This window comes from Fructilactobacillus sp. X2R5C2 (assembly GCF_059901375.1).
The window spans coordinates 450,231-463,489 of sequence record NZ_JBWXUX010000001.1; the positions used below are offsets into that span (position 1 = coordinate 450,231).

Sequence of the window (13,259 nt, forward strand, 5' to 3'; positions counted from 1 at the left end):
CTTTCCATCCAGCTTTCTAATTGTCTTCCATACCACTTGTAATTTTGTTCTTAAAGTTTCCCTGCACGTTCTCGGTCTTCAGAACCGAACCGGTAAAGGCGTTAATTCTGCGGATCGAAACGTCCTTCGAGTTACGGGTCTGAATCGCAATGACCCAGGTGGGGATGTAAACCCCGTTGTTCTTAATGGTCAGTAATTTAGTGTACGACCGTCTGGTCCAGAGAACCTTGGAATTATTCGGAATTTCATTGTACTGGTAGAGCCAGATCAATGCCCGCTCCTGGGAAATGGTTTCCGCACTCTCGTGTAAAATCTTAATGTTAGTGAGCGCCGTCTGGGTGTAACTCTTAATATCGCCATCCTCATCAAGGTTAAAGGTGATCTTAGCGTTATTATCCATCAACGTACTGGTCATGGCCTTCTGAATGTACACGATTTTACTGGAGTTGGACTGGTTTGGATCGTACTCGTAATCGTCACCATTAATCACGAAGCTCTTTTTCTTCATGAGCGGATCAATCGTGTTTTGGGGATTACGATCATCAAACTGAACGGGAGTCCGAAGGGTACTAACCACCGCACCATTTTCAAACCGAGCGTCCTGATTTCTCAAGTTTCCCATCTCGTTCGCTAGGTTACCGTCGTTGGTCGCTGAAATGTAGTAACCACTGGAGCGCTTATTGGATAGTTTGCCAACGGAAATCTCATCACGTCGCATTTCCTTGATGATGGTAGCGTTCGCACTGCTCTGATTCGTGTTTTCCGACTGCATGTTCCGATTCTGAACGATCATCAAGACCAAGAAAACGTCCAAAATGATGAAAGCCAGCAAGAAGACCTCTTGAATTCGCTTAAAATTCATTAGAAACTCTCCTTTCCAGTCCCATTACCGATTAACTGGTAATTAATCCAGGACCCGTCGTAGTTCACAAACCACGATGGCTGAAGGGTGATTAATTGTTTATTGTTTTTCTCAGGAACCACCTGATATCCCAGAGTGATTGAACGCACTTTCTTCATGTCAATTCCCTCAGCGGATAACTGATTCAGCACCGTTCCCGTGCTTGGAAGGGTGGTACTCTCCGCGTTGGTTGGAATTGGAATCTGAAAACTTAGGAGGGAAAATTCGTAGCGAGTTGCTCCGCCGTTCCCCATCGTAAACGAACAGGTTCCAAGTCGTTTCTGGTTAAAGACCGGATAACCCTCCACGAAGGTTCGATAAGTCACCGTATTCTTCACCGGATTGTAGCTGTCAAACCGGGCATTATCCAACGGAATCCCCAACTTGTTAGCGTACCCATAAGCGGAATTAAGGACGTTTGCGTAGCTTCTCTCACGCTTGTTCTGTTTGTAGTCCTGATAGATCACGTTATCATCATTATCAAAATTAAGGGACTGGTCCCGACTACTGTAGGTGGTACTCTTCTTTCGATGCTTAACACTGGTGTCCGTCGTGTTGCCTAGCACCCGGTTAATGTAGGCGGTCTGTGACTGTTCAGCCAGTAAGTAACCATAGTTTCTCATCTTGACCCTGTTAGGGTAGAAGAGAAACGGACGGTCGTTTAAAGTCCGCATCTGAACGTTAACGGACTGAATCTTTTTATTCAGAATGTTCTGAAGTTGATTTAAATTTCGTTTTTTGGTGGTTACCTCATAAACGTGGTAACCATTATCACCCAAAAGATAGAAGTGGGTGTTGTCACCGAGGGGCAGGATCATTCGGTTTACGTTGAAATTATTACTTCCAACCTTACTATCAAAGATCTTACTCAACAATTTCACTGGAATTTCGCTTCCATAGTTCAACATCAGTGAGTTATCAGAATTAAGGGTATTAATAAAGTGTTTCTGGTTATCCCGAGAAACTTCCTTTACCGATTCAACGTGGTAAGTTTCAATGTTTTTGACCAATTCCCCCGTCAAACTGGTGGTTTCACTCGTGAGTAATCCCTGCTTGCCACTCTTGGCGGTTCTGATGATCTCAGTTGGAGAATAGATGTCGTAGCGATTTTTAGAAGAGACCTCACTTTTAAGCGTGGCCGACTTATCCTGGTGCATGCGGCTGCCAAATCGAGCTGGATTAACCAGTAGCGCCACGATCAGAACCAAGCTGACCAGCACAGCAATACACAGTGAAACTGGTAAAATGTATGGTTTAAGCTTCTCCTTCATCCCAAAGATCCTCCTCGACTGGTTCATTTGGTAGTGAGATATAGAACGTCGATCCTTTTCCTTCGACACTATCAACCCAGATGTGTCCGCCAAAGGCTTCCACGATTTCTTTCGAAATTGCTAGTCCAAGGCCACTTCCACCTTGGGCTCTTGATCGGGCTTTATCAACCCGATAGAAACGATCAAAAATGTGCTTAATGGCCTTCTTCGGCATTCCAAGTCCCTGATCGGAAATACTCATGATGATCCGGTTCTTTTGTTCGTAGATTCGACACGTAATCACACCACCATCGGGTGAATACTTGATGGCATTGTTCATGATGTTATCAATTACCTGGGTAAACCGATCGGTATCAATCTCGGCCCACAGGTCTTGTTTAGTGAAATCACGCTTGATGGAATACTTCTTTTTCGGATTATCGTCAGTTTTAATGATCATGTCAAAACGATCCAGAATGTAGTTAAAGAGTTTGTTCATATTGACTAATTCGGTATCGTATTTCTGAGTGCCCGAATCCATTCGTGATAACGTCAGTAGATCGTTAATCATCCGGGTCATCCGGTCGGTCTCATCTTGCGTTACCTTCAAAAACTTAGGTGCCAGGTCCTTGTCCTTCCAAGCTCCATCTTGTAAAGCCTCGATGTAGGAATGGACACTGGTTAATGGGGTTCTTAATTCGTGAGAAACGTTCGATACAAATTGTTTTCGGTCGTCATCAATCTTCTGTTGCAGGGTAATGTCATGAAAGACACAAACAAGTCCATTAATGAAACCCGATTCCCGTTGAATCAGTGAGAAATGAGCCGATAGAATCAACTTGTGATCACGATCAGAAAAGTCCAAGTTCACCTGACCAGGGTCCTCAATGAGATCCTTTAGGGTGAACCGATCACGGAGATGCAGGACATCCAGAATGGACTTCCCGATGACCTGCTGCTTAGTAACCCCTAGGAAGCTGAGCGCCTCATCATTAATAATGATAACGTTCCCGCGGCGATCGGTCGCAACCACTCCGTCGGTCATGTTATCGAGGACGGAATCCAGTCGCCTTCGCTCGGACTCCGTGGACTCCTGAGACTCCTCAACTCGCACTGACAAGTTATTAACGGCGCGCGCCAGTTGTCCCAGTTCATCGTTTCCGTAAACCTTGACGTGTCCCGAGTAGTTTCCCCGGGCAATCTGTTCCGTCTGCTTCTTCATTGCGTCAATCGGCTTTGTGATCGCACGCGAAATAATAAACGTCAAAAGCAGCCCCAAGATGATGGCAACAATCGCCGCAAATAGATAAATTAGGGTGATACTGTTAATGTTTTGATAAACCGGATTCAGATTGGCCCGAACGTAGACGACCCCTTCCATGTTATTTTCGTTTCCCTGACTGTTAATCAGAGGCGTAATCATGGTATAGTACCGGTTCCCGTCGCTATAGGTGTTCTTCTCAATCGTTTTGCCATTATTTAAAGCATTCTTGATGTCATTATCAGTCGTCTTTTGTCCAACTAAGGACTGATCACTGCTCTGGTTGGTTCCCCGAATGTTACCCCTGGAATCAACCACCAAAATGTCATCAGAATTGTTAGTGTCAACGTCTTCCAAGATGGTCTGAATCTGCTTGTTAGCGTCGGTTTGGTTCTTTTTAGCTAACTGTTTCTTAAGGGACGTGTTGACATAGGGCTTCAGCTGAATGGAGTCCTTAAACGTATTCAAATTTTGATACTCGAGTTGACGTACAAAAACGGCACCCACTACTTCCAGGGTGATAATCATCATTAACGCGAAAACCAGCGCAATCTTAAAGTGAATCGACCGCAGAAAGTGCCAACGTCTTTTCTTCTTCATCGCATGAATACCTCTAATAAATTAATCGAATTTGTTATTCTTCCTTTTCGGAATCGCGTAGGTAGTAGCCCACTCCACGTCTGGTTACCAACCACTTTGGATGACTTGAATCGTCTTCGATTTTTTCCCGTAAACGACGGACGGTAACGTCGACCGTTCGCACGTCACCAAAGTAATCGTAGCCCCAAACCGTCTGAAGCAGGTGCTCTCTGGTCATTACCTGACCAATGTGTTGGGCCAAATAATGCAACAATTCAAATTCACGGTGGGTCAAATCAACGCCCTTCCCGCGTTTGGTAACGGAATAAGAATCGGGATGAATGACCAGATCACCGATCTCGATGTCGTGGTTATCATCCTTTCCCTCACCAGCTGAACCGGTGATGTTTTGCCGACGCAAATTGGCCTTTACCCGGGCCACTAATTCTCGGTTTGAAAATGGCTTGGTGACGTAATCATCCGCCCCAAGTTCTAGTCCCAAGACCTTATCAAGTTCGGAGTCTTTGGCAGTTACCATGATAATCGGCATGTTGTGTGTCTTTCGAACTTCCTTGGCAACTTCCAGTCCGTCAACCTTGGGAAGCATTAAATCAAGGATAATGAGGTCAGGTGTGTTACTATCGACTTTGTCGAGGGCTTCTTGTCCATCGTGAGCTACATCAACGTCAAATCCTTCTTTGGTTAAACTAAATTTTTCAATATCTGTAATTGGCTTTTCGTCATCGACAACTAGAATTTTTTTCTTCATAATGTTATTTGTCTCCTTTGGACTAGCGGTAATCCCTATTACAATCGAGTTTAGAATCAAGTCTTATTTTATGCTCAATCCTAGTTAAATTGTAACACATCAAATTACTAGCTTCACGTTATTCAACAACTGTTATTAATTAACAACGGCTCAACGGAAGACCCTTCTAACACCACTTGTTTTGTAATTTTTTATAAAATAGTGTTGCATGGGTTTTGGCGGTATGCTATTATAATAAATGTACTTTTGATTTGGGCAGTTAGCTCAGCTGGCAGAGCAACGGACTCTTAATCCGTGGGTCCAGGGTTCGAACCCCTGACTGCCCATCATATATCAGGATCATGGTTTTAAACCATGATCCTTTTTTTATTACCTCATTTCACACAAAAAGGAAGACCTCCATCGTTGTTACTTACGGTAGATCTTCCCTTTTTTATTTTTTAATAGCTAAAATCTCGGTTAAAATTGCCAGACCAGCACACAAAGCGGTCATCGCAATGGCGATCCAGATTAACTTTTGATCTCCAATAAACGGGATCAAAATTAAAAACATGGCCGCCAAGAAAGCAAAAATTCCGACTAGTACTTGTTGTTTTTTCGTGTTGGACACCTTCTAACTCGTTTGCTTCATGTAATTATCCGAATTGTTTCACGTGGAACAATTCCAATTTGACTCAGTGAAATTCATTAGTGTTTTAAACCTCTGAAAATAATTAGTCCCGAATATCATGGAGAATCCACACTGCTCCGGCTGCCAAAACCATGGTGACGGACGCAATCACAAAGATGTTCGCGATGGAACCAATTACCATCACAATCACCGGACTTGCCAGTGAGGCCACAATCTGCGGAATACAAATCTGGACGTTAAACAGTCCCATGTAAACCCCAATGTATTTCCCGGGAATCTCACGGGTCACAAACGTCAACGGATAGACCGAGATTCCGGCCCAACCAACACCGATCAGGATAAACGCAATCACCTGTGAAAAAGTGGTGTGACTTAGCGCTGACATTAAGAAACCCGCTCCCCCGATGACTAAACTAATCGAGAAGAACAGTTTGTATTTTCGTTGCGGAATTCGTGCCAGTACCAGAGAAACCACCACGGCTGCTAGTGCATAGACCGCTGATAGAATTCCAAATAAATTACCACCAGCCTGGTAGCCACTGCTCATTGGATCAGTGGTGTTAAAAACGTTTTTAGCAATGATACTGGTTCCGTACATCCACATGTAGGCAAAACCAATGTAGGCAAAGAGTTGGATGATGGATACGATCCAGAAGACCCGGGGCGCATCCTTTAAAAGCATCCATGTGCTTTTCTTAGCTCGTTTCCCGTTCTGTTCCAAACCATGGTAATCGTTGAACTGCTTTGGTGGATACTCGTCAACCTTTAAGACGGTGACGATTGTACAGAAAATCAGGACAACGACGGCAACGTAGAACGAGAAGATTACTGAGTTAGGAACCATCCCTTTGCTGGCAGTGTTACTAACCCCAATCTCGGTGAAGAGCCATGGTGATAGACACGCTAGCACGCTACCGATGTTCAAGAAGAAACTCTGAATCGAATACGCAAACCCACTCTGCCGTTGGTTAACCATGTCACCAATCAGCATTTTATAGGGCTGCACACACATGTTAAAGGCAACCATCAAGACCAACGTGATGACGGCGGCTAACGAAATTGTAACCACGCTTGGCCACCCGAAATCACCGACATTTGGTAGTAGGAATAACGTGATGGCGGCCGCAATGGTCCCAACAATTAAATAGGGAATTCTTCTTCCCCACTTCGGAACCCAGGTCCGATCAGACCATCCACCGACTAAAGGTTGAACGAACAACCCGGCGATCGGGGGAATGATAAACAGAAGTCCTAAGAGACTCGGTGACGTTCCAAGGGTCTGAAAAATTCTTCCAAGTTGCGAATTCATCAACCCAAATGACATTTGGACTCCAAGAATTCCAAAGGATAGAAACCAGATTGCCGCAATGGATAGTTTTGGCAACCCTTGTGTCTTTTCGTTGTTGTTCATTGAAAATCCTCTCAATCTTTCTTATTTTAGTTTTAATAAAAAAAGCCACTTACCCTGTAAGTGGCTTTTTATTGTACACCATCATTCGAAGCATAGGAAATAGATGAGAATTTATTATACGATTTTACAAAGAGCAGTTTAACGGTTCCCCTCGGACCCGAACGATTCTTTTCGATAATAACTTCAACCTCGCCGACGTTATCATCGTCATCGGCTCCTTGAGAGCGGGGATCAGAGTCCTCATCGTCTGAATCATGCTCATAGTAGTCTTCCCGGTACAAGAAGGCGACGATGTCAGCATCCTGTTCGATTGATCCTGATTCACGAATATCCGACAACACCGGACGCTTGTCCTGACGCTGTTCCACTCCACGTGAGAGTTGTGATAACGCAATCACTGGCACCTGAAGTTCATTCGCTAATTTTTTAAGTTGACGGGAAATTTCAGAAACTTCCTGTTGCCGATTTTCTTTGTTACTCCCTTCAATTAACTGAAGGTAATCGACGACGATCAATCCCAAATTGCCGGTTTGTTTAGCTAACCGCCGGCAGTTGGCACGAATGCCAGCCATCTTATTGCCGGGAGTATCGTCAATGTAGATGTGAGCCTTTGAAAGACTGCCCATCGCAATTACTAAATTCTGCCATTCCTCTTCGGTCAATTGACCGGTTCTCAGGTGGTTGGCATCAATACTACCTTCCGCACATAACATTCGGTTCACTAGTGACTCCGCGCTCATTTCCAAACTGAAAATGGCAACCGTCTTGTCAGTCTTCGTTCCCACGTTCTGCGCGATGTTCAATGCAAACGCGGTTTTACCAACGGCTGGTCGCGCCGCCAGAATCATCAGTTCACCGGGGTGAAGACCGGTAGTCATCTTGTCAAGCTCATGATAGCCCGTCGCAAGACCGGTAATGTCATCCCCACCATTTTGAGAAAGTTGGTCAATTTTAGTAAAAGATTCGTTTAAAACATCCTTAATGTTCTTAAATCCAGATTGATTCCGATCCTCCGAGACGTTCATGATGTCCCGTTCGGCGTTATCCAACAGATCTTCCACGTCTTCGGACTGTTCATACCCCTGGGTCGCAATGTTAGTAGCGGTCTGGATTAGTCGTCTTAAAACGGCCTTATTTTTAACAATCTTAGCGTAGTACACCAAGTTAGCGGCCGTTGGTACAGCGTTCGTTAGGTCAATGATGTACGGAACACCACCGACATCTTCTAGTTGGTCACGCTGTTTTAAAAGGTCGGTAACGGTCACGGCGTCAATTCCCTGATCATCCTCGTTTAAATCTAACATCGCCTTAAAAATTAGTTGGTGAGCCCGCTTGTAGAAATCATCAGGATTCAAGTATTCCATGGCGTCGACTAATCCGTCGGTACTTAGGAAGATGGACCCCAAAACGGCTTTTTCGGCCTCAATGTTCTGCGGTGGTGTGTGATCATTTAAAGTATCGTTGTTCATTCTCGACTCTTTTCTAACTGTAACTTACGATCATTTATTTTTCGCTAACGTGAACCCGAATTTGAGCGGAAACCTGGGGATGAACCTTAACGGGAACATCGGTATAACCCATGGACTTGATTGGTTCACTCATTTCGATCTTCCGTTTATCAAGTTTGATGTTGTACTGATCCAACAGACCTTGAGCAATCTGCTTGCTGGTAATTGAACCAAACAATCGTCCGTCTGATCCTGCCTTCGCCTTTAGTTCAACGACGGTCTTGTCATCTTCAAGCTCCTTTTTCAGACGTTTGGAATCTTCAAGTTCCTCTTCTTGATGTTCAGCTTCAACGTGTTGTTGGGCCTTTAACTCGCTGATCGCCTGTTTGGTGGCTGCTTTAGCGAGTCCCTTCTTAATCAAAAAGTTGTTAGCGTAGCCAGATGGCATTTCCTTTACGTCACCACGGTTACCCTTACCTTTAACATCTTGCAAAAAGATTACTTTCATTTTGATTCACTCCTTGTTTACTAATAATTTAACAGATTTAAGTTCATTCTGCTATTTGTCTGCTTTCTCATCATCGCTGTTAACGATCTTGTTAATGGCACCCAACAGGGTCTTTTTAACCTCAGAAACACTTTCATCAGGAATCTGAGTGGCACCAGCGGACAGATGACCACCACCACCAAGTGCTTCCATAATCAGCTGAACATTAATGTTACCATTACTTCTGGCTGAAATGCCAATGTTTCCGTTTGTTCGTTTAAAGACAATAAATGAAGCCTCAACTCCATCAATTGTCAGGAGGGAATCGACGGCCTGAGCGGCAATTACAGAGTCGTATTCCTTGTCATTTTCGGCGGTAATGAGTGCCATGTTTTCGTCAATCTGTTCCATCATGGAAATGAGGTGGTTTCGGTCCATGTAGTTCGTTACACTCTCTTTCATGAAGTCAGACATTTCGTCGGCATTAGCACCCGCTGACCGGAGATAACTGGCGGCATCAAACGTACGCGTTCCCGTACGAATGGTAAAGGACTGGGTATCAACCACGATCCCACTCAACATCGCCGTTGCCTCCAGTTGATTAATGGGATCCGCATCCTGAGACTGATACTCAAACATTTCAGTAATCAGCTCACAAGCGGAGGAAGCGTATGGTTCAATGTAGACCAAGATTGGGTTTTCGGGAAAGTCCTCTCCCCGACGATGGTGGTCGATGATGACCACGCGATTCTTGAGACGTTTGTAAAGATCCCCGGATACTCCCATGTCAGGCTTCGAGTGGTCGACCATGATCAGCAAGCTGCTGTCAGTGGCCTTCTTGAGCGCCTTATCCGGGGTAATGATCGATTCCTTAATGTCAGGATAATCGTCAATCGCATTCAACAACCGTTTGATGTCAGAATGCGGTTCCTCTTCGTCCATTACAATCCAACACTGCTTACCATTCATCTGGGCAATTCGTCTGATTCCCATGGCAGCTCCCATGGCATCCATGTCAGGCTGAGCGTGTCCCTGCACGAAAATTTGGTCGGATTCCTTCATTAACTCTTGTAAAGCGTGGGAGATCATCCGAGCTCGAACCCGGGTTCGTTTCTCCATCGGGTTCGTCTTGCCACCATAGTATCGGGCTTCCTTGTCCTTGGCTTTAACAACGACCTGATCACCACCACGACCAAGGGCCAAATCAAGGTTACTCTGGGCCTGGTCAGCGAGATTATTCAGGTTATTGTCATCGTATGAAATTCCCATACTAAGCGTCAACGGGAGGTTTTGTTTGGAAGTGTTTTCCCGAATGACGTCCAGTATCTTGAACTTATCGGATTCAATCTGATTCAGAGTGGAGACGTACAACAGGATAAAGTAGTGATCGGCATCAATTCGTTTTAAGAAGATCCCATACTCCTGCGCCCACGAACTTAGCTCATTGGTGATGTAATTTCTCAAGTTAGAAACGTCTTGGTCACTCATTGACTGGGTAATTTCATCAAAGTTATCCAGAAAGATCTGGCCAACCGCAATTTTACCATTCTCATACTTACTTTCGATTTCCGCATAATGGGTAATATCCATCATGTAGACGGTGTTATATTCCTTTTGGACCAACATGTCGAACTTGTGTCCCCGCCAGGTCATCTCAAACGGTTTCGTCTGATCTAGGTTGGCCTGAATTATGTCAAAGAGGTCGGGAGCGGAATGATCAAGTGGATAACCAACTACTTCCAAACTGTCAAAGTACGGTTGCAGGTACGGATTAATCCATTCCACCACGTGTTCATCGTTAAAGATCAGGATCCCAATCGGCATCTCCAGAAGAGATTCCTGCTGACCCCGCATAATCTGGTAGGACAGATCGTTAATGTATTTGTCGGATTCTTCACCAACTCGGTTCATCGTGTTGATGGTATAGACCAGTCCTAAACAGGCCACCAGCAATAGAACAATTCCAATGAAGAAGTTGTACAGAAAGGCAATTACTAATCCCAAAATCAATGAAATCGCAATAAAAATCGTAATTTTTCTTAATCGTGTATTTTTTAAAAATGGCGGTAACGTCATTTGTGAAAAGAACTTTTTCATAGTAACTCCCATCTCCCACTCCATTATTTCTTCTATTTTATCACATTGGAGCTCATCCCATAAAAAGGGTAAAAAAAAGACCTAACTAAAATAGTTAAGTCTCAAATTCTGAATTAGTCACCAACTACGAATGGCATTAAACCCATGATACGGGCACGCTTGATCGCAATGGTTAACTTACGTTGGTTCTTAGCACTTGTTCCGGTCACACGACGAGGTAAAATCTTACCACGCTCTGAGACGAAACGTCTTAATAAATCAACGTCTTTGTAATCAATGTATTCAATATGGTTTGCGGCGATAAAGTCAACCTTACGGCGACGATGGCCACCTCTTCTTTGTTGAGCCATGTGTATTTCCCTCCTAAAACATTAATCAAATCGTTCCATTAAAATGGAAGATCATCATCGGAAATATCAATCTGGTCTCCAGAGTTGGCAAAGGGATCGTTCGAATTGTCATTCTTTTTGCCATTGTTAGGAGTGGATTGCCCACTCGTCTTTGGAGTTCCAAATGGATTTTCGCTAGGAGCGTGATTGCCATTGCTGCTTTGACCCTGACCATTACCACCGTTCTGTGAACGTGGTTCAAGGAGGGTAAAGTTCTCAACAACTACTTCGGTAACATAAACTCGTTGGCCCTGCTTGTTCTCGTAATTTCGGGTCTGAATCCGACCTTCGATTCCAACAAGTGAACCCTTATGCACGAAGTTGGCAAAGTTTTCAGCTGATTTTCGCCAAATAACACAGTTGACGAAGTCAGCTTCCCGATCACCATTCGAATTGGTGAAACGACGGTCAACAGCTAGGGTAAAAGTACCAACTGCCGCGCCATTTTGGGTGTATCGCAAATCAACGTCTCGTGTTAAGCGTCCAGTAAGAACTACTGTATTAATCATACTGAAAAACTCCTTTCATCTTAAATTATTTGTCGTCTCTTCTTACGATCATATGACGTAAGATGTCTTTATTAAACTTGGCAAGACGGTCAAACTCGTTTAGACCTTGGTCGTTGTCGCCTTCTTCAACGTTGACAATGTGGTAAGTACCTTCATTGTAGCCGCCGATTTCGTAGGCCAAACGACGTTTTTGCCAGTCTTTTGAATCGATTACGTTTGCACCATTATCAGTCAAGATCTTGTCGAATCGGTTAACCAAGTCAGTCTTGGCAGCATCGTCGATATCAGGTCTGATGATGTAAGTAATTTCGTATTTGTTGTTTTCCATGAATTACACCTCCTTGTGGACTGTCGGCTCTCCAGTGATTTGGAGAGCAAGGGGAGTCAATTAAAAACCTAATTGAACTCACAATGATTAATTGTATCATTGATTGTTCTCTACTTCAATAAGACATTTGAGGCGTTGATTTGCGATACATAATTAGATACGCAGGTCACTGCGAATTATTTTTAATCACCATTATAAATTGAATTTTTAACGACCACGTAGTCAACCTTCCGGATGGCGTCAATGTCTTTTCCGCCAGCGTATGAGATTGACGACTGCAGGTCCTCTTGCATCTCACGCAGAGTGTCATAGATGCTGCCCTTGAAAGGAACTAACAACTTCTTTCCCTCCACGTTTTTGTAGGCACCTTTTTGAAATTGGGAGGCGGAACCAAAGTATTCTTTGTATTCCTTCCCATCTTTTTCTACTTTTTGACCCGGAGACTCTTGATGGCCCGCAAACATTGATCCGATCATGCACATTGTAGCACCAAAGCGAATCGATTTCGCGATGTCACCATCGGTCCGAATCCCACCGTCAGCGATGATAGGTTTTCTGGCTCCCTTCGCACAATAGCGAATGGCAGCTAGTTGCCATCCCCCGGTTCCAAAACCGGTCTTAATCTTAGTGATGCAGGCCTTCCCGGGTCCAATTCCGACCTTGGTGGCGTCCGCACCCGCATTTTCAAGTGCCCGAACGGCTTCTGGGGTTCCAACGTTTCCAGCAATCAGAAAAGTGTTGGGCATCCGTTCCTTAACGAACTTAATCATGTTGATGACCGAGTCCGAGTAACCATGGGCAATGTCAATCGTGATGTATTCTGGAATTTGGTCGGCTTGAACCAGTTCCTTAATGAAATCGTATTCGTTGGGCTTAACCCCGATACTGATGGAGGCAAATACCCCATCGTCATGCATTTTTTTCACAAAATCAAGGCGTTTTTCTGGTTGAAAACGGTGCATGACGTAGAAGTAACCATTTTTAGCGAGACTTTCGGCTAGATCAGCGTTAATCACCGTCTGCATGTTAGCTGGTACGACCGGAATCTTGAACTTCCGGCCCCCAAACTCAACCGAAGTGTCACATTCGCTTCGGGAGTTAACCACACACTTATTCGGAATCAGTTGAATATCTTCGTAATCAAACACGTCCATTTTCATAAATCTCCTTGCTCATTTTACGAACTATTAAGTCATTTT

General features: G+C 44.3%; 13 protein-coding genes and 1 tRNA gene. 1 reads left to right on the plus strand and 13 read right to left on the minus strand.

What is annotated here, in order from left to right:
- Window positions 1-16 precede the first annotated feature (16 nt).
- Genes AC6UD2_RS02260 through yycF form a run of 4 tightly spaced genes read right to left on the minus strand, consistent with a single transcriptional unit; the run spans window position 17 to window position 4,760 of the window.
- Complete coding sequence (locus AC6UD2_RS02260) at window positions 17-862, minus strand: two-component system regulatory protein YycI (RefSeq protein ID WP_039143549.1); 846 nt, start codon at window positions 860-862, stop codon at window positions 17-19.
- Entirely contained in the window at window positions 862-2,172 is a 1,311-nt protein-coding gene (locus AC6UD2_RS02265; protein ID WP_500697900.1) for a YycH family regulatory protein, read from the minus strand. The genes AC6UD2_RS02260 and AC6UD2_RS02265 overlap by 1 nt, the downstream gene beginning before the upstream one ends.
- Window positions 2,156-4,012 carry a cell wall metabolism sensor histidine kinase WalK gene (gene walK, locus AC6UD2_RS02270; protein ID WP_010022204.1) on the minus strand — a complete coding sequence of 619 codons (1,857 nt, stop codon included), beginning with the start codon at window positions 4,010-4,012 and terminating at the stop codon, window positions 2,156-2,158. Before walK ends, AC6UD2_RS02265 begins: the two co-directional genes overlap by 17 nt.
- Before the next feature lie 34 nt (window positions 4,013-4,046).
- Entirely contained in the window at window positions 4,047-4,760 is a 714-nt protein-coding gene (gene yycF / locus AC6UD2_RS02275; RefSeq protein ID WP_039143559.1) for a response regulator YycF, read from the minus strand.
- Window positions 4,761-5,013: 253 nt separating this feature from the next.
- On the opposite strand from yycF, the gene AC6UD2_RS02280 reads away from it, so the two are divergent.
- Window positions 5,014-5,086, plus strand: a tRNA-Lys gene (locus AC6UD2_RS02280).
- A gap of 107 nt (window positions 5,087-5,193) precedes the next feature.
- Here the strand turns inward: AC6UD2_RS02280 and AC6UD2_RS02285 are convergent.
- From AC6UD2_RS02285 to AC6UD2_RS02325, 9 genes are all read right to left on the minus strand, one after another.
- On the minus strand, window positions 5,194-5,370 hold the full coding sequence (locus AC6UD2_RS02285; protein WP_156112334.1) for a hypothetical protein: 177 nt from the start codon (window positions 5,368-5,370) through the stop codon (window positions 5,194-5,196).
- A 103-nt stretch (window positions 5,371-5,473) separates the two neighbouring features.
- Window positions 5,474-6,802: an MFS transporter gene (locus AC6UD2_RS02290; protein WP_500697901.1), complete on the minus strand. Its 1,329-nt coding sequence runs from the start codon at window positions 6,800-6,802 to the stop codon at window positions 5,474-5,476.
- 68 nt (window positions 6,803-6,870) lie between these two features.
- Entirely contained in the window at window positions 6,871-8,271 is a 1,401-nt protein-coding gene (dnaB, locus tag AC6UD2_RS02295; RefSeq protein ID WP_010022199.1) for a replicative DNA helicase, read from the minus strand.
- Between the two features lie 34 nt (window positions 8,272-8,305).
- Window positions 8,306-8,758, minus strand: coding sequence for a 50S ribosomal protein L9 (gene rplI, locus AC6UD2_RS02300; protein WP_039143567.1), 453 nt, complete (start codon window positions 8,756-8,758; stop codon window positions 8,306-8,308).
- Between the two features lie 51 nt (window positions 8,759-8,809).
- Complete coding sequence (locus tag AC6UD2_RS02305; protein WP_500697902.1) at window positions 8,810-10,834, minus strand: DHH family phosphoesterase; 2,025 nt, start codon at window positions 10,832-10,834, stop codon at window positions 8,810-8,812.
- A 113-nt stretch (window positions 10,835-10,947) separates the two neighbouring features.
- A complete protein-coding gene (gene rpsR, locus AC6UD2_RS02310) occupies window positions 10,948-11,184 on the minus strand; it encodes a 30S ribosomal protein S18 (protein WP_010022194.1) in 237 nt (78 codons plus the stop codon).
- Between the two features lie 38 nt (window positions 11,185-11,222).
- Entirely contained in the window at window positions 11,223-11,732 is a 510-nt protein-coding gene (gene ssb / locus AC6UD2_RS02315) for a single-stranded DNA-binding protein (protein WP_010022193.1), read from the minus strand.
- 25 nt (window positions 11,733-11,757) lie between these two features.
- Window positions 11,758-12,060 (minus strand): 30S ribosomal protein S6, encoded by a 303-nt coding sequence (rpsF, locus tag AC6UD2_RS02320; RefSeq protein ID WP_010022191.1) that lies wholly within the window; start codon window positions 12,058-12,060, stop codon window positions 11,758-11,760.
- 182 nt (window positions 12,061-12,242) lie between these two features.
- Window positions 12,243-13,214, minus strand: coding sequence for a GMP reductase (locus AC6UD2_RS02325; protein ID WP_039143571.1), 972 nt, complete (start codon window positions 13,212-13,214; stop codon window positions 12,243-12,245).
- Window positions 13,215-13,259: the final 45 nt, after the last annotated feature.